The 25,181-nt window shown below is 44.1% G+C and carries 30 protein-coding genes; 13 read left to right on the plus strand and 17 right to left on the minus strand.

The window, feature by feature from the left end; translation table 11 throughout:
• Positions 1-66: 66 nt before the first annotated feature.
• From fliL to fliR, 7 genes are read left to right on the plus strand one after another with little or no spacing between them, the layout of a single operon-like run.
• On the plus strand, positions 67-552 hold the full coding sequence (gene fliL, locus PR766_RS13445) for a flagellar basal body-associated protein FliL (RefSeq protein ID WP_006657525.1): 486 nt from the start codon (positions 67-69) through the stop codon (positions 550-552).
• Between the two features lie 5 nt (positions 553-557).
• Positions 558-1,565, plus strand: a complete 1,008-nt coding sequence (fliM, locus tag PR766_RS13450) for a flagellar motor switch protein FliM (RefSeq protein WP_154636459.1) — start codon at positions 558-560, stop codon at positions 1,563-1,565.
• A complete protein-coding gene (gene fliN / locus PR766_RS13455) occupies positions 1,558-1,974 on the plus strand; it encodes a flagellar motor switch protein FliN (RefSeq protein WP_154636458.1) in 417 nt (138 codons plus the stop codon). Before fliM ends, fliN begins: the two co-directional genes overlap by 8 nt.
• 1 nt (position 1,975) lies before the next feature.
• Positions 1,976-2,455 carry a flagellar biosynthetic protein FliO gene (gene fliO, locus PR766_RS13460; RefSeq protein ID WP_036960574.1) on the plus strand — a complete coding sequence of 160 codons (480 nt, stop codon included), beginning with the start codon at positions 1,976-1,978 and terminating at the stop codon, positions 2,453-2,455.
• Positions 2,456-2,467: 12 nt separating this feature from the next.
• A complete protein-coding gene (gene fliP / locus PR766_RS13465) occupies positions 2,468-3,211 on the plus strand; it encodes a flagellar type III secretion system pore protein FliP (protein WP_006657521.1) in 744 nt (247 codons plus the stop codon).
• A gap of 8 nt (positions 3,212-3,219) precedes the next feature.
• Positions 3,220-3,489 carry a flagellar biosynthesis protein FliQ gene (gene fliQ / locus PR766_RS13470; RefSeq protein ID WP_006657520.1) on the plus strand — a complete coding sequence of 90 codons (270 nt, stop codon included), beginning with the start codon at positions 3,220-3,222 and terminating at the stop codon, positions 3,487-3,489.
• A 2-nt stretch (positions 3,490-3,491) separates the two neighbouring features.
• Positions 3,492-4,271: a flagellar biosynthetic protein FliR gene (fliR, locus tag PR766_RS13475; protein WP_006657519.1), complete on the plus strand. Its 780-nt coding sequence runs from the start codon at positions 3,492-3,494 to the stop codon at positions 4,269-4,271.
• Between the two features lie 389 nt (positions 4,272-4,660).
• On the opposite strand, the gene flgL is transcribed toward fliR, so the two are convergent.
• The 11 genes from flgL to flgB form a co-directional block, all read right to left on the minus strand.
• Positions 4,661-5,596 (minus strand): flagellar hook-associated protein FlgL, encoded by a 936-nt coding sequence (gene flgL / locus PR766_RS13480; RefSeq protein WP_006662048.1) that lies wholly within the window; start codon positions 5,594-5,596, stop codon positions 4,661-4,663.
• Positions 5,597-5,645: 49 nt separating this feature from the next.
• On the minus strand, positions 5,646-7,286 hold the full coding sequence (gene flgK / locus PR766_RS13485) for a flagellar hook-associated protein FlgK (RefSeq protein WP_006657517.1): 1,641 nt from the start codon (positions 7,284-7,286) through the stop codon (positions 5,646-5,648).
• Between the two features lie 140 nt (positions 7,287-7,426).
• On the minus strand, positions 7,427-8,407 hold the full coding sequence (flgJ, locus tag PR766_RS13490; RefSeq protein WP_006657516.1) for a flagellar assembly peptidoglycan hydrolase FlgJ: 981 nt from the start codon (positions 8,405-8,407) through the stop codon (positions 7,427-7,429).
• Positions 8,407-9,522, minus strand: a complete 1,116-nt coding sequence (locus PR766_RS13495; protein ID WP_006657515.1) for a flagellar basal body P-ring protein FlgI — start codon at positions 9,520-9,522, stop codon at positions 8,407-8,409. The genes flgJ and PR766_RS13495 overlap by 1 nt, the downstream gene beginning before the upstream one ends.
• 35 nt (positions 9,523-9,557) lie before the next feature.
• Positions 9,558-10,292: a flagellar basal body L-ring protein FlgH gene (locus PR766_RS13500; protein WP_036960776.1), complete on the minus strand. Its 735-nt coding sequence runs from the start codon at positions 10,290-10,292 to the stop codon at positions 9,558-9,560.
• Between the two features lie 81 nt (positions 10,293-10,373).
• Positions 10,374-11,156 (minus strand): flagellar basal-body rod protein FlgG, encoded by a 783-nt coding sequence (flgG, locus tag PR766_RS13505; RefSeq protein ID WP_006657513.1) that lies wholly within the window; start codon positions 11,154-11,156, stop codon positions 10,374-10,376.
• A gap of 19 nt (positions 11,157-11,175) precedes the next feature.
• A complete protein-coding gene (locus tag PR766_RS13510) occupies positions 11,176-11,931 on the minus strand; it encodes a flagellar basal body rod protein FlgF (protein ID WP_006657512.1) in 756 nt (251 codons plus the stop codon).
• A gap of 15 nt (positions 11,932-11,946) precedes the next feature.
• Complete coding sequence (gene flgE / locus PR766_RS13515) at positions 11,947-13,215, minus strand: flagellar hook protein FlgE (protein WP_006657511.1); 1,269 nt, start codon at positions 13,213-13,215, stop codon at positions 11,947-11,949.
• A 30-nt stretch (positions 13,216-13,245) separates the two neighbouring features.
• Positions 13,246-14,112 carry a flagellar hook assembly protein FlgD gene (locus tag PR766_RS13520; protein ID WP_006657510.1) on the minus strand — a complete coding sequence of 289 codons (867 nt, stop codon included), beginning with the start codon at positions 14,110-14,112 and terminating at the stop codon, positions 13,246-13,248.
• Positions 14,113-14,124: 12 nt separating this feature from the next.
• Entirely contained in the window at positions 14,125-14,529 is a 405-nt protein-coding gene (flgC, locus tag PR766_RS13525; protein WP_006657509.1) for a flagellar basal body rod protein FlgC, read from the minus strand.
• A 5-nt stretch (positions 14,530-14,534) separates the two neighbouring features.
• Positions 14,535-14,948, minus strand: coding sequence for a flagellar basal body rod protein FlgB (flgB, locus tag PR766_RS13530; RefSeq protein WP_006657508.1), 414 nt, complete (start codon positions 14,946-14,948; stop codon positions 14,535-14,537).
• Between the two features lie 227 nt (positions 14,949-15,175).
• Here flgB and flgA point away from each other — a divergent pair, with 227 nt between their 5' ends.
• The 3 genes from flgA (at position 15,176) to PR766_RS13545 (ending at position 16,847) form a co-directional block, all read left to right on the plus strand.
• Positions 15,176-15,847: a flagellar basal body P-ring formation chaperone FlgA gene (gene flgA, locus PR766_RS13535; protein WP_036960568.1), complete on the plus strand. Its 672-nt coding sequence runs from the start codon at positions 15,176-15,178 to the stop codon at positions 15,845-15,847.
• Positions 15,848-16,092: 245 nt separating this feature from the next.
• Complete coding sequence (gene flgM, locus PR766_RS13540) at positions 16,093-16,395, plus strand: flagellar biosynthesis anti-sigma factor FlgM (RefSeq protein WP_006657506.1); 303 nt, start codon at positions 16,093-16,095, stop codon at positions 16,393-16,395.
• 11 nt (positions 16,396-16,406) lie between these two features.
• Positions 16,407-16,847, plus strand: a complete 441-nt coding sequence (locus PR766_RS13545) for a flagella synthesis protein FlgN (RefSeq protein WP_006657505.1) — start codon at positions 16,407-16,409, stop codon at positions 16,845-16,847.
• Between the two features lie 421 nt (positions 16,848-17,268).
• On the opposite strand, the gene flhA is transcribed toward PR766_RS13545, so the two are convergent.
• Entirely contained in the window at positions 17,269-19,365 is a 2,097-nt protein-coding gene (gene flhA, locus PR766_RS13550) for a flagellar biosynthesis protein FlhA (RefSeq protein WP_036960566.1), read from the minus strand.
• Positions 19,358-20,509: a flagellar biosynthesis protein FlhB gene (gene flhB / locus PR766_RS13555; protein WP_006657502.1), complete on the minus strand. Its 1,152-nt coding sequence runs from the start codon at positions 20,507-20,509 to the stop codon at positions 19,358-19,360. The genes flhA and flhB overlap by 8 nt, the downstream gene beginning before the upstream one ends.
• 268 nt (positions 20,510-20,777) lie before the next feature.
• Here flhB and yajD point away from each other — a divergent pair, with 268 nt between their 5' ends.
• From yajD to PR766_RS18470, 3 genes are all read left to right on the plus strand, one after another.
• On the plus strand, positions 20,778-21,125 hold the full coding sequence (gene yajD / locus PR766_RS13560; RefSeq protein WP_006657500.1) for an HNH nuclease YajD: 348 nt from the start codon (positions 20,778-20,780) through the stop codon (positions 21,123-21,125).
• A gap of 430 nt (positions 21,126-21,555) precedes the next feature.
• On the plus strand, positions 21,556-21,792 hold the full coding sequence (locus PR766_RS13565; protein WP_036960564.1) for a type II toxin-antitoxin system CcdA family antitoxin: 237 nt from the start codon (positions 21,556-21,558) through the stop codon (positions 21,790-21,792).
• Between the two features lie 127 nt (positions 21,793-21,919).
• Entirely contained in the window at positions 21,920-22,003 is an 84-nt protein-coding gene (locus PR766_RS18470) for a hypothetical protein (protein ID WP_409372359.1), read from the plus strand.
• A 117-nt stretch (positions 22,004-22,120) separates the two neighbouring features.
• On the opposite strand, the gene PR766_RS13575 is transcribed toward PR766_RS18470, so the two are convergent.
• From PR766_RS13575 to PR766_RS13590, 4 genes are read right to left on the minus strand one after another with little or no spacing between them, the layout of a single operon-like run.
• Complete coding sequence (locus PR766_RS13575; RefSeq protein ID WP_006662055.1) at positions 22,121-22,765, minus strand: protein phosphatase CheZ; 645 nt, start codon at positions 22,763-22,765, stop codon at positions 22,121-22,123.
• A 24-nt stretch (positions 22,766-22,789) separates the two neighbouring features.
• Positions 22,790-23,182 carry a chemotaxis response regulator CheY gene (cheY, locus tag PR766_RS13580; RefSeq protein WP_004909843.1) on the minus strand — a complete coding sequence of 131 codons (393 nt, stop codon included), beginning with the start codon at positions 23,180-23,182 and terminating at the stop codon, positions 22,790-22,792.
• Between the two features lie 41 nt (positions 23,183-23,223).
• A complete protein-coding gene (locus PR766_RS13585) occupies positions 23,224-24,291 on the minus strand; it encodes a protein-glutamate methylesterase/protein-glutamine glutaminase (RefSeq protein WP_036960557.1) in 1,068 nt (355 codons plus the stop codon).
• A complete protein-coding gene (locus tag PR766_RS13590) occupies positions 24,288-25,127 on the minus strand; it encodes a chemotaxis protein-glutamate O-methyltransferase (RefSeq protein ID WP_006657494.1) in 840 nt (279 codons plus the stop codon). Before PR766_RS13590 ends, PR766_RS13585 begins: the two co-directional genes overlap by 4 nt.
• Between the last annotated feature and the right edge of the window lie 54 nt (positions 25,128-25,181).

Here is a 25,181-nt window from a genome sequence, read left to right on the forward strand (position 1 = left end):
AATGCTAGAGATCATAAAGTATAAAACTCCGTATGGGTTTGGCATTTACAACAGGAATTTTGCAACATGTCGTCTTCACGCAATGAATCTAAACGTTCGAACAAAGGGTTAATTCTGCTGTTTGCCCTCATCGCCTTAGCCGGTGCAGGTTTTGGTGGTTATAGCTGGTGGATGACAAAACAAGAGGCGTTGGATACAACCAACGGGGAAGAAAAACGCCCAAATATGCCTCAACCTATCTTTATGGAGTTAGAGCCTTTTACCGTTAACCTTCCTGGGTTAAACAACGCGGCTGATCGCGTGCTTTACATCCATATTACCTTACGTCTAGCGAATGAAAAATCGCGTAAGCAACTGCATGAATATCTGCCTGAAGTGCGTAGCCGTTTACTGTTATTGCTGTCAGAACAGCAAGCTAAGAACATGAGCACTCACGAGGGTAAGTTGCAATTAATGAAAGATATTAAGGGGACTCTCACCCCTACCCTGATCCCAGGGGACACTGATCAGGATATTTCCGACGTATTATTTACTACTTTTATTCTGCGGTAAGACCCATGAGCGATAATATTTTATCTCAGGCTGAAATTGATGCGCTGCTTAATGATGACGCGCCATCAAGCGACCAGCCGTCACCGGATATCCAAGGCAAAGACAACGTTCGCCCTTATGACCCGAATACCCAACGTCGGGTATTTCGCGAACGTATGCAATCCTTGGAAATTATTAATGAGCGTTTTGCCCGCCAATTCCGTATGGGGTTATTTAACATGTTGCGCCGTAGCCCTGACATTACGGTTGGCGCGATTAAAATCGAACCTTATCATGAATTTGCGCGTAACTTGCCAGTTCCAACTAACCTGAACTTGGTCCATATGCCGCCGCTACGCGGTACGGCACTGTTCACTTTCGAACCTGCGTTAGTGTATATCGCCGTCGATAACCTATTTGGGGGAGATGGGCGATTCCCCGTGCGCTCAGAAGGGAAAGAGTTTACCAACACCGAACAACGTATTATTAACCGTATGTTGAAACTAGCATTAGGCGCTTACCGTGATGCATGGAAGCCGATTGCTGATGTTGAAGTGGAATATGTACGTTCCGAAATCCAAGTGAAATTCACCAATATCACCACATCCCCGAACGATATCGTGGTTACCACACCATTCCTCGTTGAAATTGGTAACACCGTCGGTGAATTTAGTATCTGTATTCCGATTGCCATGATTGAGCCATTACGTGAGCGTTTAACCAACCCACCAATGGAGCAAGGGCATCAAGAAAATGAAGCGTGGGTAACCAATTTAGTCACGCAAGTAAAACGTTCAGAACTTGAACTGATTGCCAATTTGGTTGATATCCCGCTGCGTATTTCTCGCTTACTGCAACTGCAAAAAGGGGATGTACTCCCTATCGAGAAACCTGATCGTCTTATCGTCAATGTTGATGGCGTGCCAGTATTAACCAGTCAATACGGCACCCAAAACGGTCAGTATGCGCTGCGTGTGGAACATTTGATTAATCCTGTTTTAAACACTCTAGATGAGGAAAGTACCAATGAGTGAGGCGAAGAATTCTCTTGATGCATCAACCAACCACAATGAAGAGGATATGTGGGCTGAGGCGCTGGAACAGCAAAAACAAGCGGAATCCGCCTCCGCAGGTATGCAAAATTTCGATAGTTTAGACGGACAAAACCCGTTAAATCAGTTATCTGACGTTGACATGATTATGGATATTCCTGTCCGTCTGTCAGTGGAACTGGGCCGCACCAAAATGACCATCAAAAAACTGTTGAGCCTATCTCAAGGTTCTGTGGTTTCTTTAGATGGCTTAGCGGGTGAGCCTTTGGATATTCTGATTAACGGCTATTTAATTGCGCAAGGCGAAGTGGTGGTAGTCTCTGATAATTACGGTATTCGTATCACTGACATCATTACGCCTTCTGAACGTATGCGCCGCCTGAGCCGATAAAATGTCTGACGAAACGGCGCTATCCTCGCAAACACAACCGACTCAGATTGATTCGGCTCATACTCAAAAACCCTTTTTGACAAGCACAGTGAGCAGCGAGGGTAATTCAGCGCAAGCTATCAATCAAAATGATAGCTTAGCGCAGATATCAGGCGCACTTGGCGGGATAATATTACTTATCCTGCTAGGTGCGTGGTTGTTTAAAACATTCGGTTTTGGACGCAATCCACTTGCTAAACAGCAACTGATTAATGTTAAAGGTCGCTGTACCTTAGGTGGCAAAGAACGCGTCGTTGTGGTTGAAGTGAATGACGAATATTTAGTCCTGGGTGTCACATCACAATCTGTGAATTTGCTGCATCAATACCCCGCACCACAGGAAAACGACGTGGTGAACTTTGCCTCTGAGCCGTTAACGTTTCAGTCGATTTTCAAGAAAAAACAGGATGCCGCTAATACCGCGGTACCTGAAAAACAGTAGCCGGAAGCGCACATGTCACTGTTAAAACCCGCTGCCATTATCAGCGCCCTGTTACTAGCTTTACCACAATCAGCCTCCGCGGCATTACCTGCGGTGATCAGCCATACATTAGCCGATGGCGGTCAGTCTTGGTCGTTGCCGGTTCAAACTTTACTGTTTTTAACCCTGCTGGGTTTTATTCCTGCAATGCTACTGATGATGACCAGCTTTACGCGCATCATCATCGTATTAGGGTTATTGCGTAATGCCCTCGGGACACCGTCTGCACCCCCCAACCAAGTCTTATTAGGTTTAGCGCTATTCCTGACATTTTTTGTCATGTCACCCGTTGCAGACCAAGTTTATCGCGAAGCATATCAACCCTTTAGCGAAGATAAAATTAGCCTAGAAACGGCATTGGAAAAAGGCACCGCACCACTGCGCACCTTTATGCTAGGGCAAACCCGTGAATCCGATTTAGCGCTGTTTGCTCGCATCGCCAAAGTGGGTGATATTCAAGAAGCTAAAGATGTTCCTATGCGGATTTTAATTCCCGCGTTTATTACCAGTGAACTAAAAACAGCGTTCCAAATTGGTTTCACTATCTTTATCCCATTTTTAATTATCGACCTCGTGGTGGCCAGTGTATTGATGGCGCTGGGTATGATGATGGTGCCACCCGCAACAGTTTCGTTGCCATTTAAATTAATGTTATTTGTGTTGGTTGATGGCTGGCAATTGTTGCTAGGTTCTCTTTCTCAGAGCTTTTTTAATTAGGGACTCACATGACACCAGAATCTGTAATGGCAATGGGAACCGAGGCAATGAAAATTGCCTTAATGTTGGCAGCGCCTTTATTGTTAGCGGCGCTGGCAGCGGGCTTAATTATTAGCTTGCTTCAAGCGGCAACCCAAGTGAACGAAATGACCTTGTCATTTATTCCAAAGATTTTATCGGTAATTTCTGTCTTGATTATCGCAGGTCCATGGATGCTTAATTTGCTAACTGACTACATCCGAACGTTATTTAGCAATTTACCGTTTATTATTGGCTAATAATGTTAACCATCACCAGTGAAACATTAACCCTGTGGTTGAGCCAAGGCTTCTATCCTTTTGTACGCTTTTTGGCGTTATTCGGAACAGCCCCATTTTTCAACGAAAAACAGGCTATCAGCAAAGTTCGCATCGCCCTCGCCTTTTTTACCGTATTAGTGATTTCTCCGCAGTTGCCTATTACAACAATCCCATTATTTTCGGCGATGGGATTGTGGGTGACCGTTCAACAAATCGTGATCGGCGCCGCCATGGGATTGACTATGCAAATGGCATTTGCTGCCGTGCGACACGCAGGGGAAGTGATTGGTTTGCAAATGGGTTTATCATTCGCGACGTTCTTTGACCCCACAGGGGGTCCCAATATGCCTATCCTCGGACGGATTTTAAACTTAATCACATTACTTCTGTTTTTATCATTCGATGGGCATTTATGGCTGATTTATATTCTAACTAACTCATTTGAGCTGCTTCCCATTCAAACTACGCCACTCCATCGCGATGGTTTTTGGATCTTTTTGCAGTTTGCGAATACCATTTTTATCAATGGGTTGATGCTCGCCTTGCCCTTTATCACACTGTTTTTAATTCTGAACCTTTCGCTCGGCATTCTTAACCGAATGACTCCTCAGCTATCTGTGTTTGTGGTCGGTTTCCCCCTAACATTAACGATTGGTATCAGCATGTTAGGTCTGATTATTTCTATCCTTCCACGCTATACAGAACGCCTGATCCATCAAGCGTTTGAGCAGTTATCCCTGATATTTAACTTGTGGGTTTGAGTGAGCCCGATAATTTTGTCACTTTGAAGATTAAGGTCATACACAGGATCTTAATCATAATTTCGTACTGCATGGCGCTCTCCAATCTATTATTTTTTTCTACGCTGCCTATGCGGCAGTGAACTCTCACAGGTCAGTGATAACGAAAATCGCCACGATGAATCAACGTGCCCAACTGCCTTTTATTAAAAACAAAAAGCAAAGGTCAAATTCAGTTATCTCTAAAGAGGAAAGCGAAGATATGAATTGGAATATGAATATTTAAAAGTAAAACACTAAAGAGATTGGGCGAGAAAATAACGAGGAAGAAATAGCACGAACATAACGAGAAGAATGAAAAATCCGCACCCTGTACACATGCCACTGCCAAAGGGTGCGGTAAAAATCAATTAACGTCCGCCAAATAACGACATACTGTTGAGATCTTTAAAAATATCTTGAGAAGCTTGGAACATTGCCTTCTCTTTATAGTAATCCGTCGTTGCACCAGTCCAGTTAGTCTGTAACAACTCAGTCTTACGGGTTTCGTTCTGAATTGTGCGTGTATCCGCTAAGAAATCGAGTTTATCAATCTCTTGCAACTGTAAACCTTGTTTCGCTTCGATATTGGAAATTTGGTCCAATGCCGCTTTGATCCCACGGTTTGCAGTCTCCATACCTGCTTGCGCTTTGTCTAAATCCGCCTGTGGTGCATTCTCTTGTGGAATACGTAGCGCTTTAATACCTTCATTTAGCGCTTTAAACACATTCACCATACCTGCGCCATCTGTTTCAAACACTTGGGCACCGGTAAAATAGGTGGTCATTTCACGATCACTGGCTACGTTCTGAGTGATTGGCTTGTCACCACCGTGGTACAGCACTTCACCATCCGCATCGATTTCAAATGGCGCTTTGTCAGATTTAAAACCTGCAAAAATATAGCGACCGTTACCATCTGTAGAGTTGCCTAACGCAACCAGCTGCTCCTTTAAGCCAGTAATCTGATCCGCTAATGTATTTCTATCTTTATCACTCAGCGCACCTTGGTTAGATGCTTGGATAATGGAGGTATCGATCTGCGTCGTCACATCCGTCATCTGAGTCAAAATGCTCATTTGCAGCGTCATACCCGTTTTCGCAAAACCACGGCTAGTGACATACTGCTGATTGCGGTTTTCAGATTGGTTAATACGCACAGCTTGGGATGAGGCTTGCGGATCATCCGAAGGTTTATTGACTCGCTTGCCTGAAGCGAGTTGGCTACCTGCCGCCATCCAACGAGCCTCTGAATTATTCATATCTTGCAGGCGTTGGTGGAAAATCATATTCGTACTTAAACGCATCGCTTAAATCCTTATTAAATTCTGATTAAATCCAATGGCTATTAATCAATTAGAACGCACGCATTAATGCATTAAATAAATCATCAACGGTCTTCAATACCTGAGCATTGGCATTAAAGAATTGCTGGATTTTTTGCATCTGAATGCTCTCTTCATTCATGTTAACCCCTGAAATTTCTTGCTCTTGGCGGTAGAAACTTTCAGTCATTTTGTTTTGGGTTTCAGAATCGATTTGCGCTTGCTTAGTACGACTACCGACATCGTTAACCAATGTGGCGTAGAAGTCTGAGAATGTCGAACCACCATCAATCAGTTTTTGATCTTGCAGTTTAACTAACTCTTTGATGTTTTCATTGTCACCAGGACCGGCATCTTTGCTGCCCGCTTTTGCGAATTGCGCAGAATCTGTGACTAACGTTTGCATATTATTGATCACGCCATTCATCGGTTTAACGACGAAGGTATCCCCTTGATTCGGGTTGTTTGTCGTGATTTTTAGCTCAATACCTTCAAATTTCAATGAGCCAGGCGTGGAGGTATCAACCTTAACCTCAACACCGTCAGGCAAGCGAGTGACATTCCACTTTCCGCCATCGAAACGCATCTCATAGTTTTTACCTGTGACCTGGCTTACATCGCTGTAGCTCAAATCAAAATCAGTTTTACCCGTATTGAAGGTGTTGCTCACAACGGAGCCTTTACCAATCGCGAAAAAGTCTTTGCCCGTTTCACCATTGGAATCAAACCCTTTTTGGTGAATTTCATTAAACTTAGTCGCAAAAACTAACGCTAATTTATTGATTTTTTGATACGCAGGGTCGAGCACTTCTTGACGTGAACGTAAAACGCCACTGAGTTCTCCACCTTTAAAAGCTTCATCCGGGATTTCACGAACTTGGTCATTTGCACCGACGAAGCCAATGCTAAAACGGCTATCATCTTTCGATGAAGGCATCGCTTCCAGTCGGTTCGCTTTTTCGCCCGTAACCAGCGGTAATCCGTTGGCAAACGTCACGTTATAGTTACCATTTTGCTCAATGACTTTCACACCAATCACTGAGTTCACTTCGTTTACTAGACGATCACGCACGTCCAATAAGTCATTGGGTTCTGAACCACTGACAGAACGCACTCGTGCGATTTGCTGGTTTAATCCCGCAATTTTTTCTGCGTAGATGTTGATATCTTTCACCTTATTTTCAATTTGGCGGTTGATATCACGTTCCATCTCTTGCAGCTGTCTGTCAGCTTCTTTGAATTGAGAAACTAACGCGTTAGATTGCCCTAAAAATACATCAATCAGCGTTTTATCACTGGCATCGCTGCTCGCAGAGTCTAGAGCCGTAAAGAAACTGCCAATGCTACCGGACAAGTCTTCAATATCATTTGTCAGCAAGTCATCTACTTTATTGCAGTTTTTCACATACGCTTCATAATCGCCGCTACGTGCACGGGACTGGCTGTACTGCGCATTGACGAACTCATCAAACTCACGGCGAACATGGCTGAAATACGTGCCGTTACCAAAATAACCATTAGGTGTCATTGTACCGGGATTCTCCCCGAAAACAGCACTTTGGCGGTGATAGTAACCTACGCCAGCGTTTGCTAAGTTGTTAGAGATAACACTTAACCCGCCTTGCGCAGCGTTCACACCACTGAGCGCATTATTCATTACATTGTTCAGCATAAGCTTTTCCTATTCTTGGGACTGAGCGCGTTGATTGGCTGACTCAATCTCAGCGCTAGCCACTCAAAATTTTTTCACTTATTCATTTATCGGAAAGTTGGCGTAAATGTTTAGCGCAAACTTTGATTTATTGAGACTCTTTAGAAGATATCGTTTAAGTCAATGTTATAAGCCTGTATCGCCCGTGATGCTGAGGCATTGACAGGGCTTCCGGCACCCCGAATTTGGTTGATTAAGGTGATCAACTTATCGGAATATCCAGGGTCGGTTGCATACCCTGCTTTATGAAGGCGGCGGGCAGCGATTTCAGGGGTTGCCGCATGTTTTACATCTTTATAACGCGGGTTTTCCGTTAACAGGCTGATATAGTCGGATATCGCCTCTTCATAAGACGCATACACACGGAAATCATCACGCATTTTGATGGTTTTGCCGTTAATGACTTCCGTCGTCATGATGTTCGTGACGGGACCTTGCCAATTTTTACCCGCCTTAATACCAAATAAGTTATGGCTGGTTTTTCCATCAGCGGTCAAAATTTCACGTTTTCCCCAACCACTTTCAAGTGCCGCTTGTGCCAAAATCAAGAAATGCGAAATGCCACTTTTTTCACTGGCGTTTTTAGCGGGTTCAATTAATTGGTTGATGAAATTGCTACTGTTCAGTGACAAGGATTTGATTTTCTGGAATGGCGAGGCTAACGCATCCCCCATAGCAGGAGCGAAACGTCGCACCATTTGTTCTAGGGCGAAAGGTGGCAATGATTGCAAATCTTGTTCGTTAAGTGGCATAAACGCGCCTTGTGCCGGCGAGTTGGGTGCCTGATCACGCGTCAGTTGCTGATACATCATCTCCCCAAATCCCAGTCCTTTTTGAGCGAGGTCTTGGGCAATTTGTTGGTCATACATGCTGGTCATCATGCGCGTTTGATCACTCGAGAACATGCCGTCTTGTGGTAAAGCAGAGCGCATACTTTTGAGCATCATTTCCACAAATGTCGCCTCAAGCTGCTGCGTCACTTGACGCAGCCCTTGTTCTGGCGATTTGTTTAATTCGCCTTTTAAACTGGTTAACGACTGAACATCATACGCAGCCCCTTGTAATAACTGCATATCACTCATTAGATGATCTCCAATTTCGCACGTAAACAACCCGCGCTTTCCATCGCTTGCAGGATAGACATTAGGTCTGTTGGCGTGGCGCCTAACGTATTGAGCGCTTGGATCACTTGGTTAAGCTGAACACTGGCATTCACTTTTTGAAGTGCGCCACCTTGCTCTTTCACACCAATATTCGTGTTACGCGTGACCACAGTTTGCCCGCCCGCAAATGGAGTATCCGGTTGGTTAACTTGCGTTTGACGCTCAACCGTCACCGCTAAACTGCCGTGCGCAACTGCACAACTGTCTAATGTCACACTGCGATTAATGACTACAGAGCCTGTGCGTGAATTCAGAATAACTTTGGCTTCAGCCATTGGTGTGCGGACATTGAGCTCTTGTACTCGTGATAAAAAGCGCACTTGATCTGTATTATTTGCTGGCACTAATAATTGAACAGTACGGGAATCTAATGCACGCGCAGATCCCATTCCACCCAAGCGGTTAATCGCATCTGAAATATCTTGCGCTAAAGCAAAACTGTCCTCGTTGAGTTGCAGGTTGATAGCCCCACTTTGACCAAAGCTATTTGGGAGTTCGCGTTCAATCATCGCACCATCAGTAATACGACCACCATTCAACTGGTTAACTTTGACACTGCTACCGCCGGCACTTGCCCCCGCACCACCAACCAACACGTTACCTTGTGCCATGGCGTAAATCTGCCCATCAACCCCTTTTAACGGGGTCATCAACAAGGTTCCGCCGCGTAAGCTTTTTGCATTCCCCATCGAAGAAACCACCACATCCACTGATTGACCAGAACGACCAAATGGTGGCATTTTCGCGGTCACCATTACCGCGGCAACGTTTTTCAACTGCATGTTGGTCCCCGCTGGAACCGTAATCCCCATTTGGGACAGCATGTTATTTAAACTTTGCGTGGTGAATGGCGTCTGCATGGTTTGGTCACCCGTACCATCCAAACCCACAACTAAACCATATCCTATTAAGGGGTTATCTCTGACCCCTTGCACAGTAGTCAGATCTTTAATTCGCTCGCTATAGGCAGGAGCAACAAACAGGCTCCCGAAAAGGCAAACAAATGAAATGAGAACGAATAATTTGTTTTTCATTGAATTTTCTCGGCTATTAGCTAACGGATGTTCACTTAGTAAGGGGATACATTTAAGAAAAAGCGCTGTAGCCACCCCATCGTTTGGGACTCGTTGATATAGCCATCACCAACGTATTCAATCCGAGCATCAGCCACTTGAGTGGAGCTGACATTGTTATCGGCACCAATCGTGCGTGGATTCACCACGCCAGAGAATCGAATAGATTCTGTTCCCTGATTAATCGCAATACGTTTTTCACCCACTACGTGCAAATTGCCATTTGCCAATAATTGGTCAACGGTCACAGTGATTGTGCCTTTAAAGGTATTGTTAGCGTTTGCGCCACCTTTCCCGTTAAAGTCGCTGTTCCCTTTCACATCAATCTCAGTGTTACTCCCGCCTAACCAACCTTGCATAAACCCAGGCAGAATTGCTGCCAAGAAACCGGTTTTTCCGCTGCGGTTTGCATTTGCCGATGAGTTTTTACTCGCGCTGACGTTCTCTTGCAGGTTGATCGTTAAGATATCCCCGACATTACGCGGTCTTCTGTCTTCAAATAGCGGCTGGTAGCCATAGTAAGCAGGTTGAGCACTCTGAAAAATGGCACCATTAGGGGCTGGGGCTGTGGGTGCAGTAGGTACTGCACTGGTTTGCGTGTCCACCAGCGGGCGAGGCTTAATATGTGCACAGCCATTTAATGTGACCGCCACAGTGGCGATCAAACAGACGGATTTTGTGGTCTGTAACACTGTTTTTCTCTGCTTAGGAACAATACCGTTTTCAATCATCATGCTACTCTTTTGCTACTGGATACCCTTTGTCATCACGAAAAACCGCTTATAGATTTTTCCATAAGCGGTCATCCTTACTTACAGCTGTGTCAGACGTTGCAGCATTTGGTCAGATGCAGAAACCGCTTTGCTGTTAATTTCATATGCACGCTGAGTTTGGATCATGTTCACCAACTCTTCGGCAACGTTAACGTTTGAGGTTTCTAACATACCTTGATACAGCAGCCCTGCGCCGTTAGTTCCCGGCGCACTTTCATTCGGTGCGCCAGAACTTGCGGTTTCCATGTACAGGTTTTCACCCATACTTTCTAAGCCAGCATCGTTAATAAACGTGGTTAACGTTATTTGACCGATTTGCTGTGGCTGGTTATCACCATACACTGTCACAGAGACCGTACCATCACGCGCAATACTCAGGCTGTTGGCGTTTTCAGGGATCATGATTGCTGGTACGACTTGATAACCACTTGATGTCACTAACTGACCATCTTGGTTACGCTGCAACGCACCATCACGAGTATAGGCATCAGTACCATCTGGCATCTGAACGTGTAAAAAACCCTGACCTTTAATCGCGATATCTGTCGTGGTGCCCGTTTTATTCAAGTTACCTTGGCTATGAATACGAACAGTCGCCACAGGACGCGCACCCGTACCCATTTGTAAGCCTGACGGTAATGACGTTTGCTCTGAGCTCATCGCACCCGGTTGACGGATGTTTTGATACAGTAAATCTTCGAATACTGCGCGCTGACGTTTAAACCCATTAGTACTGACGTTCGCCAAGTTGTTAGAAATAACGTCAAGGTTGGTTTGTTGAGCATCAAGCCCCGTTTTGGCAATCCATAAAGAACGGATCATAGTAATTCCTTACTAACAATTAGCTGATAGTGAGTAGTTGATTAGCACGCTGCGCATTTTCATCTGCGCTGCGGATCACTTTCATTTGCATTTCAAAATGGCGAGCATTGGCAATCATGGATACCATGGCTTCTGCGGCATTGACGTTACTGCCTTCAATCACCCCAGAAGTCACAATGGCACGCTCACTCATGGGTAACCCATTACCGTTCGCCGCTTGCGCCTGCGGTGATAAATGGAATAATCCATCTTCACCACGCACTAAATCCTGAGCCTGCGCTTCAACCACTTTGAGGCGACCAATCTGCCCCAACATCGTTGGGGGATCCGTTGCCAGCAAGGCAGTAATGGTTCCATCGTTACCGATAGTTAATTCCGCATTCGGTGGCACGTTAATAGCACCGCCATCACCTTGCAAAACTCGCTCACCAATCATTAATTCACCGTCTGGCGAAATTTGAATGTTACCGTTACGGGTATACGCTTCTGTGCCATCACCTAATGCAACAGCCAAGAAGTGTTTATCATTCAACGCAACATCCATCGGTCGACCGGTATAGTTCAATTGACCTTGGCTCATATCCGCGCCGGGTGTTGATGCGACGACCAGTGTACGCGTCTGCTCAGTATCACCATGAATAGGCACAGCACGCATTGCCGACAGCTGAGCTTTAAAACCCGCGGTGGAAACGTTAGCTATGTTATTCGACACAATACTTTGGTTTTCAAGCGCATGACGCGCCCCGCCCATTGCGGTATAAATGACATGATCCATCGCCAGCCTCTAGGATTAACGTAAGTTAACCAGTGTTTGTAACATCTGGTCTTGAGTCTTAATGGTTTGGGCGTTGGACTGATAGTTACGCTGCATAACAATCATGCTGATCAGCTCTTGGCTCATGTCCACGTTTGACGACTCCAGTGCACCACTGGTTAATTTACCGAACTGACCCACGCCAGGGACGCCGTCCATTGGGTTACCGGACGCGTTAGATGCTGCCCACACGTTACCACCTTGAGAAACTAAACCATTCGGGTTCGCAAATGCGGATAAGGCAATTTGCCCTACGACACGTTTTTGTTGGTTGGAGTAGTTCGCAACGATCAAACCGTTATCTTCGATTTTGAAGGTGGTGTATTCACCCGCTGGGTAGCCATTCACATCGATAGCGCTGACAGAAGACTCACTGACTTTTTGTTGACGAGTTTTACCCAAATCAACTTTTAGTGTTCCATCATTGGCACCATTTAAACCTTTGAATGGGAAATCAAATGTTGTTGGTAATTGAACCGTTGTATCTGGATCGCCTGGGTTTGGACCTTTGACAACTTTTTCGGTCATTAACTTACCGTTACCGTCAAACTCTAATTCACCCAGTTTTTTCGCGACGGTTTCACTTGCATCTTTCGCATGTACTTCCCACTTGTTATCGTCTTTTTTCACAAAATAGACAGAAATTTCATGGGTGTTACCTTGGCTGTCATAGGCAGTCATGGTGGTACTGAAGTTATAGGTTGCGATATCGTCTGGGTTGTTTGGATCAAACGCTTTTGCTTTAACTTTATCTTCTGAGTTCAGGTTGATGGTGAGTTTTGCTAAATCTGATTGTTTCGCATCCATCATATCCGTTGGGATATTCATTCCGCCCGGAACACCGCCACTTTGTACAGTGACGTTACCTTTATCATCCACGCTCGCAGGGTAACCAGTCACCACCATGCCTTGGTTATTCACTAAGTTACCGCTTTTATCGCGCAGAAATTGACCATCACGGCTGTAATAAACATCACCATTCTGATCTTGAACACGGAAAAAACCGTTCCCCGAAATAGCAACGTCTGTCGCTCTATCGGTACGGGTAATGGGACCATCTTTGAAGTTTTGGGTGACGGCGGCGACGTTAACACCTAGTCCAACACCGGAGCCAGCAAACATATCAGCAAATGATGTTGTCGCCCCTTTAAAACCGTTAGTTGCGGAGTTGGCAATGTTGTTACCAATCGAGTCTAGCCCCGCTGATGCTGCATTTAAGCCACTGACTGCTTGTGAAAAAGACATATTTTCTCCATAAGTGTTTGGGGAATAAAATTAAGATGCGGGATACACTTTAAAGATGCTGCTGAGTGGCACACTTTGCCCTATTCCAACATCCAGTAATGGTGCATCTGAGCCAGGTGTGACACCATTGACACGGGTATAGCCGAGTTTGGTGACCTCAATTTCAGACCCCATCCTGACGGCTTTCACATCAAAGAAATATTTACCTTTCGGGTCAGCAACCACATTGCCGTTGTTATCACGTCCATCCCATGCCATATCGTAGATATCGGGTTTGACTTCTGAGTCATAGGTGATGGTACGAATAACGGTGCGGTTTTTGTCTCGAATGGTGATTTCAACGCTATCCGCCATCTTCGGTAAGAAGAAGCCAAATGGCGATGAAATATAATCAGTTTGTGGCTCTTCGGTGCCTTCACCGCCTTCATTACCGTCTGTCGCGCCAAAATTACTCAGCCCAAAGTTGGATGGGCTATTCGCGCTAATAACATCATCAGGTAACGGGTTAGCAGGCTTAGCCACATTGCTATTTTCGCCATTACTCTCTTTTTTCAGTGGGGCGAGAATAATTTCGTTACGCGGGATAAGTACCCCTTTCCCCACAAGCTGCGTTGCTTGTAATGATTGCCCAGACCCGATTTGTTGCGAAATTCCGGTCACGCTATCGCTGAGTTTATTCATGCTCTCAAGCGTCGCGATTTGAGCCAGTTGCCCCGTTAAATCCGCATTATCCATCGGTTTGGTTGGGTCTTGGTTCTGCATCTGTGTGACGATCATTTTCAAAAATGTGTCACGCATATCATCACTTTGACTTTTCTTTGGAACATTACTTGCCGCGGCAGCAGGTCCTGCTACCGAGTTATCCAAAGAATCATTCATTGAGGCAGAGATCCCCATTTCGCTTCTCCGTTACTGACCTAGCGTTAAGGTTTTCTGTAGCAATGTTTTCGCTGTATTCATGACTTCTAAGTTAGCTTGGTAGCTACGCGATGCTGAAATGGTGTTGATCATTTCACCCACGGTATCGACGTTAGGCATCTTCACATAACCCTTTTCATCTGCCAGAGGGTGTCCAGGTTTATATTCCATACGCGGAGGAGCAGGATCGTCGATTAACTCACTCACACGAACACCACCAACTTGGTTGCGACCTTGTGGCGCCATTTGGAAAACGACTTGCTTTGCGCGGTACGGTTCGCCATCAGGACCCACCACACTTTCCGCGTTCGCCATATTACTGGCGCTCACGTTTAAACGCTGAGATTGCGCCGTTAATGCAGAAGAGGAGATATCAAAAATACTGAGTAGACCCATAACCCTTACCCTTGTTGTAGAACGGCCAACATACTTTTGACTTGGCTATTGATGAATGTAAGATCGGCTTGATATTTCAATGTATTGTCAGCAAATTGGCTGCGTTCCACATCCATATCAACAGTGTTTCCATCCATTGAAGTTTGATAAGGCACCCGATATTTCAGATCCAAAGCAGCTGGTTTCATATCATGACCTTCGATATGCCCTTTGGCTGTTACAGCCAGAGAAATACCTTTTCCTTTCACCACACCTTTATCCATCGCTTGTTGCAGCTGACGATTAAAATCAATATCGCGCGCTTGGTAGCCTGGCGTATCCGCATTAGCAATGTTAGAAGCCAAAACAGTCTGCCTTGCTTCTCTTATGGACAAAGCCCGTTGCTGAAAAGCAAAGGTGGCATCTAATTTATCAATCATGGTTTCCTCAATGGATTTCAGTTAATTCTTAATTGGCTCGAGCAAAAATTAAGAATTTTTTAATTGCAGATTCTGTAAATACAAAAATTCGATGCTCATATTAGCTGCCAGAGAAAAAATCTAATGGCGGGATAAAGGCAAAATAATTGACCTATTTGCCTCATTCATTATTGATGAGATAGGTAAACTTCAAGGATGAAAAGATATGGAATGAGAGAGGGAACGGAATGAGAAACACGTTTTTTTCAATTAAATATATTCTAATTATCAGTATATTAAATCTATTTTCATTTTCTGTACAAGCCTCTCTTCCTCAGGATATTGACCAGTATTTTCGTAAAATTCATGGTAAACAAAATAACGTTTCCATTGAAATAAAAACCCCCATCGATAAATGGCCAAATTGTGATAAACCACAAATTGGCTTACCCAGTGGGGGACGTAATATGGGTAATGTTTCATTGCCAGTACAATGTGGTAAGAAAAAACAGTACTTACAGCTTACCGTCAATGTAACAGGGCAATACTATGTTGCTACTCGCAATATTCAACGTGGCGAAACCATTGAATTTGTGGATATTGGCACAAAAAAAGGGCTTATCCATCAATTACCGTCTGGTGCATCCACCGATAAGATGGCACTTCGCGGAACATTAGCACTTCGCAATATCACAGCAGGACAGACATTTACCAACTCAATGGTCAGACGCCCTTGGGCAATCAAGGCGGGTCAAACAGTCTATGTGTTCGCCACAGGGGATAATTTCTCTGTGAAATATGAAGGTCGAGCTATCAATAATGCCGTCATTGGCGAGAACATTCGAGTTCGACTCATCAACGGACAAGTGGTGAATGGTGAAGCGCAAGAGAATGGCAGTGTGCACGTTGCGCTAAACTAACTTAATTTACATTAAATCATTAAGTTACTGCATGATAAATTTCTGTTTTTACAACGAATTACAGGTATAATTTTTGTAATTCGTCTGAAGTAGTTGAGTACACAGTTAATTATTAGGGTTTATTCAGATAATTAAGTGAAATAACTTACATCACTGGTAATTTGAAATCGAACCGAATATTAAAGGTTCATTAATCTCTGCCGATAACTCTCTATATCAAAAATATCGGGAACAGGAAAAATACTATGGCTATTGAGCAAACATCTGCAATCTCTGCCTTGACTCAGGTAACCACTCGTGACCCACAGGAAACCGCTGCGCTAGTGCGTGAGAAAAAAGTCTCCGCTAACGAGACGGTCAAAGAGAGTACTTTCGCACCGAGTGAATTACAAAAAAAATTACTGCAACCCCAAGCTTCTGACATTGATGTCGCTAAGGTTGAAAAAATTAAGCAAGCCATCAAAGACGGCACTCTGACTATGGATGCAGGTAAAATTGCTGATGGCATTTTACGTGATGCGCACGAATGCATGCTTTCAATGAAATAAACTGAACGACTATGAACGACGAATTATTATTATTGCTAGAACAACAACTTGGCCATTTGCAGTCACTGGAAATCGTGATGAAAAATGAAGAGCTACTTTTGGGTTACCATCGTGTTCCTCCTTCCCCATTTCAGGAAACGACGGAGCAAAAGCGTTTTTTAGTTGCTGCTATTGGTCATGCTGAAAATCACCGTTTGCAACTTGAAGAGCAAGCGCAAATCACCGCGCCGTATGAAGGTAATCCAGCACTTAGCCACACTTGGGATGCGATTAAACATTTAACGACCATGTTAAAGGATTTAAACTACCGTAATCACCAAATGCTACAGCTGCACATTGAGCTCAATACACAGCGCTTAAATTTTGTGAAAAAGCATAATAATCAATCAACTTACGGTGCTGATGGCTTAGAATCTAAACGTCCTGCGTTAGGGAAGAAAATTTCTATTTAGATTCACCTCAAAGCTTATTCCCTCGCCCCTTATTGACTTATCTGATTAAATAATCAGAGCTTTTTGATTGATTAAATTTTGTCTTTCTTACTTTGCTCTTTGCTCCAACTTCACTCTCTATCCGCCCTATCTTTCTCATTCTTGAGCCTATTTGCGTCATTTCTTCAATGTGTTCACCATCCATTTATTCATCATAAATAGCTACCGTCATTGCCCTCAATGCCTCTAAATTCACCTTAGCGAGATTTGAAGCCATTCCTTATGGTTCAATGTACATTTATTAAATGCTTATTGAGTCTCTTTTATCTAAAACTGACAAACAAAAAAATAGGCAGTTAGTGAAGCGCTATAACGCTAATCTCACTAAACTGCCTATTGTGATGCTTATTAATACCTAATCGACTCGCAATCAGTCGAGTGTTTATGAGCCACTGATCATCGATGTCATTCTAATTTTACGGTGATCCGTCATCTCTAAGTTCGACATAACCACTAACTGTGGCAAGCTACGGCGCAAGAAGCGAGATAGAATTAATCGTAATGTATGGTTCACTAACAGCACCGTCGGTGCCCCCATGGCTTCTTGATGCGCCACGGCCTCTTCCGCTTGTGTCTGAATAAACTGAGCTAGGTTTGGCTCCAAACCACCACCATTCTTCGCGGCTTGTAGCAAGATTTGCTCTAACTTAGCATCCAAACCAATGACTTGAATTTCTTCTGCACTACCAAACCATTGCTGTGTAATCGCTCGTCCCAGTGCAATACGTACCTGAGATGTCAGGTAATCAGTGTCTTTCTGCTCACCATTTTCCCCTGCCATTTCAGCCAGAGTTTCAATGATGGTGCGCATATCACGGATCACCACATCTTCCATTAAGAGGTTTTGTAACACGCGGTGCAAAATAGTGAGTGAAATCGTGTCTGGAATCAGATCGTCTGCCAATTTCGGCATCTCTTTTTTCACGCGGTCAAACAACATCTGTGCTTCTTGGCGACCAAAGAGAGTGCTTGAATATTGCAGTAAGATTTGATTAAAGTGCGTCGCAACTGCCGTACTTGCAGACACCACAGTATAGCCTTGGATCTGAGCTTGTTCGCGTAAATCATCATCAATCCATACCGCAGGCAAGCCAAATGCAGGTTCCTTGGTCACATCACCTTGTAGTGTTCCTGCCGCATTACCTGGATCTATCGCTAAATTTCGTCCAGGTTGCGCTTCGCCACGCCCAACCTCAGCTCCTTTTATCAGGATTCGGTATTCACATGGAGAAAGTTCTAAGTTATCGCAAATATGTACCACTGGCGGTAAATAACCCACTTCTTGAGCAAACTTTTTACGGAGTCCACGCAGACGACCTAATAACTCGCCTTGCTGATCATTATCAACCAAAGGAATTAAACGATAACCGACTTCCATTGCCAACAAATCTTCCAGCTGTACATCATCCCATGTGGCTTCGACAACTTTGTTTGCTTCTTGGAAATGCTGAGCTTGACTGTCATCCATGGCTTTTTCAGGGCTACGAGATCGCTTAACCAAATACCATCCTAATGCAGCCAATGCTGCAGTAAACAGTAGGAATACAAAGTTTGGCATACCCGGAATAAGACCAATCAGCCCCAATACCCCAGCACTGAGCCACATGACTCTCGGGTTATTGAACAGTTGGGTCACCATCTGCTCACCAACATCTTCATCCGTTGCCACGCGAGTCACAATAACCCCCGCCGCGGTCGAAATGATCAAGGCTGGAATTTGTGCGACCAGACCATCACCGATAGTTAATAAGGTATACGCACTCGTCGCATCACCAAGGCTCATATGGTGCTGACCCACACCAATGATTAGACCACCAATGACGTTAATGACCATGATCATGATACCGGCGACGGCATCCCCACGGACGAATTTACTCGCACCATCCATTGAACCGTAAAAATCAGCCTCTTGGGTCACTTCTGCTCGGCGTTTTTTCGCTTCATCGTCATTGATAATTCCGGCATTTAAGTCAGCATCAATTGCCATCTGTTTACCCGGCATTCCATCAAGAACAAAACGTGCACCCACTTCCGCGATACGTCCCGCACCTTTGGTGATGACCATGAAGTTAATCAAAACTAAAATAATGAAAACGACAATACCGATGGCAAAGTTACCGCCAACAAGGAAATGACCAAACGCTTCGACCACTCGTCCCGCCGCATCAGGTCCAGTATGACCATCGAGTAAAATAATTCGCGTTGAGGCAATATTCAAAGAAAGACGTAACAACGTTGCGAACAGCAAAATGGTAGGAAATGCTGCAAAATCCAGTGTGCGTTTGGTAAACATCGCCACTAACAGCACCATAATAGAAAGTGCAATGTTAAAGGTGAATAATAAGTCGAGCAAAAATGCCGGCAATGGCAAAACCATCATCGACAAGATCAGTAAAATCAACACAGGTCCTGCGAGGATTTGCCACTGAGTTCCTTGTAAATTTTTCGGCAATTTTAATAGTGCAGCCAAATTAGCCATCGCGATTGTTATCTCCAGCAAAATCCAGCGTCGGTGGCACTGGTAAATTTTTCGGTTTCTTAGGTTTCAGGCCGCCCTCACGACGCCAACGGCGCAATTGGTAAACCCATGCTAAAACTTCTGCTACTGCTGCATACAAGGCAACAGGAATACTTTGCCCAATTTCCGCATGGCGGTACAAGGCACGCGCAAGCGGTGGTGCTTCAAGTTGTAAAATTCGGTGTTCTGCCCCTATTTCTTTAATACGCTGAGCAATTACGCCCGCCCCTTTCGCTAAAACTTTTGGCGCCCCCATTTTTTTGTCATCATATTTTAGGGCGACAGCATAGTGGGTTGGGTTAGTCACAATCACATCTGCACTTGGGACATCTGCCATCATTCGATTTCGAGCAATCGCCCGCTGTTGTTGACGAATTTTGGCTTTAATATGTGGATCACCTTCTTGCTGTTTAAACTCATCTTTAATTTCTTGGCGACTCATTCGCAACTTTTTCAAATGGGAGCGAAACTGATAAAACACATCAAATGCCACCATGGGAATTAACAGAAAGACAATTAAATACCCTGCAAAAATCACTTTCTCTAACGCATTTGCTAGTGCTGTAGTCGGAGGCTCCATCACCAAGTGCAGTAACGATGGCCAGCTTTGCCATAAAAAAATCGATGCCCCTAACCCCACAAAGACACATTTTAAAATCGCCTTAAATAATTCAGATAAGGCATTCATTGAAAAAATTCGTTTTAATCCTTTAATCGGATTTAGCTTTTTTAAATCGAACTTGATCAGCTTGCTGTTGAATAGCAGCCCACCGACCAGTGAAGACGCCGAAATTCCCACGAGTGCCAACCCACCAATAATGGGTAATAGTGCAAATAATGCCTCACTGACAACTCGCCCAAGGTAGCTAAGCATAAGCCCAGTATTTTGCAGGTAGTGCCCGTCAAAAATAAATCCTTGGCGCATAATTTGCCGTAGCTGCGTTGCTAAATGCCCACCACTCAGCCACAGTAAACTGACTCCTGCCAGCATCATCATGAGGGAGCTCAATTCTTTGGATCGAACAATTTGCCCGTCGTCTTTCGCTTTCTGCTTTTTATGGGGCGTGGGTTCTTCTGTTTTTTCTACATCACTTTCGTCGGACACGTAGCTTCCAAAAAATTAGCCTATACGCATAGTCGCTATAGCATGACAGAGTGTAAAAAAATCAATGGTGGAAAATAGACATACTTCGCAGGGGTTTTTGGGCTATTGGGCAATATGGCAGCAACTTTGCGAAGCGCTTCGCAATAAGATAAAGAAGAAGCCAAAGAGACGACTTAAAAAATCACGCGTTCTAATTCCCATGATGTAGAATGGAGTATATTGACAGCATGAATGCTAACCCTTCTATTTATAATAGGTAATATTTATTATGGCTCTGATCCCCAAGAACTATGCTCGCTTAGAAAGTGGCTACCGTGAGAAAGCACTAAAAATTTACCCGTGGATATGTGGGCGCTGCACACGGGAGTTCGTTTATTCAAATTTAAGAGAGTTAACGGTTCATCATATTGATCATGACCATACCAATAATCCTGAAGATGGCAGCAATTGGGAACTATTATGCTTGTTCTGCCATGATCATGAACACTCTAAATACACTGAAGCAGATCAATACGGTACCAATGTCGTGGCAGGAGAAGATGCCCAAAAAGATGTCGGTGAAGCCACCTATAACCCGTTTGCAGATTTAAAAGCGATGCTGAATAAAAAGAAATAGTTCCTATCGCCCGTTTCTATGCGCAGGTCTGAGTGGAACTCAGGCCTACCGCGGGCATCCTCATTGGTACATCTTGTTCCCCATACACCATCACGCTATCCAGCTATTTGCACGAAAATGCAATTTATGACCTCCCTTCTGCGAAGCGCTTCGTAAACCAACATAAACACATTCGATATGTCTGCATGCCCTGCATAAAACTGCATTGCGCTTTTCTTCTTGTCTCGTGTACAAAAAACAGCTTTGTCTACCCAACGAAGTCCATTGAAGCACTTTTCGATATTTAAAAAGGAAAATAGAGTGTCTGAATTTTTCGGTAAAGGGAGGTAAATTGATTTTTCGTTCAAAATATATGCTACATTTCCCCGTTTCTGAACACGGGTACTCGGGTGCCTGGTAAATGTAGCATGTATATCAAAAAAGAGTTGCGATGACGGTAACCAATAAAATGAAAAAAACGGTGAGTGTGACAGTCTCCCCTGAATTTTATGAACAAGCGAGAAAAGCCAACTTGAATTTCTCCCTCGTGTTATCCAATGCTTTACTAGCTGAACTTAAAAAACTTGAGGCGTTAAAATGGAAAGCGGATAACCAAGATGGTTTTCAGGAACTCAATAGGATCAGTAAAGAATATGGAATTTTTTCAGAGGAATATAAGGCGCTTTAATGCAATATTGTGTCTATCAAGCTAAAAAAGAGCTAACCAACTATCCTTATCTTTTGGATGTACAAAGTGACATTATTGATATTCCTTTGTACTTATGACTCATTTGATGTCAGCCATCTCTAAATCGATGTTAGGAAAAGAGATTATTTGCATTGAGTGCCAAAGAGATAAAATCAAAAGTGCGATAGATCTGCTGGTCGATGGATTTTGATTAAAAATCGCTAATAAAATAATGATGCACAACTACCCTAAATAATTTGAGCCATAGCAAGAAGGCAAACTCAGCCAATAATGCTATAGCTCAAAATATCATGAAGGAGCGAACGAATTAGAAGCCTAATTCATCTAACAGGTCATCCACTTGCGACTGTGATGCCATCACATTCACACCTTCTTTATTAATCTGAGGACCATTGAGCAGGCTTTCACTTTGAGTCTTCACTCGCATTTCTGGTGGTGTATTTTCCATCAGCAACGCTAATAGCTGTTTCTCTGCTTCTTCAACCACTTCCATCATTTTTTTGACGACTTGACCCGTTAAGTCTTGGAAGTCTTGCGCCATCATGATTTCTAGTAATTCAGCTTTAGTCACTTCGCTATCTTGAATAACTTGACCTAAAAAGGCTTGCGTAGATTCGCGCAACTCTGATGATACCTCACCAGAGGCGGCTTCTTCCCACTGCTGCTGCAACGCGATTGCATTTTTGTTCATGTCCACTTGCAACGGCTTGATAACATCAATGCCGTTGAGTGTTTTTTCTGCCGCTTGGGCTGTCATTTGGGCAATATAACGCAGGCGATCTTTACCGTCTGGAATACTTGCTACTGCCTGCTGAACACTTTTCTCAAGGCCCAACTCACGCATACTTTCCCGTAAGGTTCTCATGAGAGTACCAATGCGCGTAATGACGTGTTTTAAGTCTTCATTGCCAGTCCCATTACGGCTGCCATTCATTGTTACTTGTTCAATCATCACTGTCTCCTTTACCGCCCGCGATTATTGCAGCCCCATTTTTTCAAATACTTTATTTAATTTTTCTTCGAGGATAGCGGCGGTAAACGGTTTCACAACATAGCCGCTGGCACCAGCTTGTGCTGCCGCAATGATGTTCTCTTTCTTCGCTTCTGCCGTTACCATTAACACAGGGATATGTTTGAGTGCATCATCACCACGAATGGTTTTCAGCAGTTCTAAACCATCCATGTTTGGCATGTTCCAGTCAGCAACAACAAAGTCGATACTCCCAGCACGGATTTTTTCGAGGGCATCAACACCATCTTCCGCTTCTTCAATTTTGTTAAAACCAAGTTCTTTTAATAAGTTACGGACGATGCGACGCATAGTAGAAAAGTCATCGACAACCAGAAAACTCAGATCTTTAGCGGCCATAACCACTCCTTCAAAAATACAATGATAAAAAACTGCCACCACTACACGGTAACAGTAGAAAGTTTTGTTAATACGCTTGGCGCGATTTTTAGCAAGTCGAGTACTTCATCCGCTGCGTTCATTTCAATTGCTGCACGAGGCATGCCGAATACCACGCAACTACTCTCGTTCTGGGCATAAGTGAAAGCCCCTTGTTGGCGCAGATTGAGTAACCCTTTTGCTCCATCCATTCCCATGCCAGTTAGCAAAATGCCAATACATTTACGCCCGACATGTTTTGCAACCGAATCAAATAAAACATCGACAGAAGGACGGTGACGGTTAACGGGTTCACTTTGTTCTAATACGACTTGATAGCCTTTGCCTTTATCAGCAATCAACATATGCGAGTCGCCCGGCGCGATATACGCACAGCCTTTTTGGAGAATTTCATTGTGTTCCGCTTCTTTCACGGTAAGCGCGCACAATTTGTTCAAACGTTCAGCAAAAGAACGAGTAAAGCCTGCTGGCATATGCTGAGTGATCACCACGGGAGGACACTCTCTTGGCAGCATTTCTAAAAATTGACGAATCGCTTCTGTTCCGCCCGTTGAAGCACCTACCGCTATCACACGGTTATTGCATACATAAGGTGTTAGCGGTTTTGCCAGTGTTGCCGGTTCAGATGCTTTTTTCTCCGTACGGGCAAAGCGATTACGCTGCGACATTTTAGACATCGCTGCAGCACGAATTTTTTCACCGATCATGTCGCGGTAACTCATCATGGTTTCGCGAATACCAATCTGAGGTTTGGTGACAAAATCTACTGCCCCTAGCTCTAGGGCTTTCAGTGTTACTTCAGAGCCTTTGGACGTTAAGGTAGAAACCATCACAACGGGAATAGGATGCAAGCGCATTAATTTTTCTAAAAAATCAATGCCATCCATTCGCGGCATTTCAACATCGAGGGTGATAACATCTGGCTCCAGTTGCTTAATCAAATCACGAGCAACATACGGATCTGGCGCGGTATCGACCACCTCCATATCATTGTGGCTATTGATAATTTCACGCATCAACTGACGCATCAGAGCAGAGTCATCGACACACAATACTTTTATTTTTTTCATTGTCCTCTCCTCGCCGACGCTAAGCTGTAGACGGTCTGTCCATTGATCACAAACTGCTTAGTCAGTTGCGAAATATTTTCAGAGTGACCAATAAACAATAAACCATCTGGCTTGAGCAATGGCGCAAAGCGCTCTAGCAGTTTTATCTGCATTTCCTTGTCAAAATAAATCATGACGTTCCGGCAAAAAATCGCATCAAATCGATGCTGTAATTGCCAGTCGCCCTCAGTGAGATTTAAGTAACGAAACTCAATCATGTTGCTAAGTGCAGGTTTTACGCGGGCAAAACCTTCGTACTCCCCAACACCTTTCATGAAATAGCGCTGCCGTTGCAGAGCCGTCAGGGTTTTCAGCTCTTCGACTCGATAGATCCCTTGCTTCGCTTTTTCTAATACTTCCGTATCAATATCACTTGCAACAACCTTGCTATTGACTGCATTAGCGCCCAAAACATCGCTGATTGTCATGGCGATGGAATAAGGCTCTTCTCCCGTTGAGGAGGCCGCACACCAAATATTGACATTGCTATTGCGGCGACTTTTTAAAAAGTCAGTTAATGTCGCAAAATGATGAGGCTCACGAAAGAAAGCCGTTAAATTTGTGGTCAGTGCATTGACGAATGCTTGCCATTCCGCATTTAATGGTTCGCGTTCTAGCATTCGCAGGTAGTCAGAAAAATTGTCGATATTACAGTCACGTAAGCGCTTTAATAAGCGGTTATAGACCATATTTTTCTTATTCATCGTAAGGACTATTCCAGACTTTTTATGAATAAATCGACAAACCCGACCAAATTCGTCATCAGTCAAAGGTTCTATCTGTGGTACTAATAGCATCGTACTTGTCGTCCTATTCAATAAAAACCGGCGAGGCAGCCGAAAATGGCTGCC

Origin of the sequence: Providencia sp. PROV208 (assembly GCF_028479465.1) — a bacterium.
GTDB classification, from domain to species: domain Bacteria; phylum Pseudomonadota; class Gammaproteobacteria; order Enterobacterales; family Enterobacteriaceae; genus Providencia; species Providencia alcalifaciens.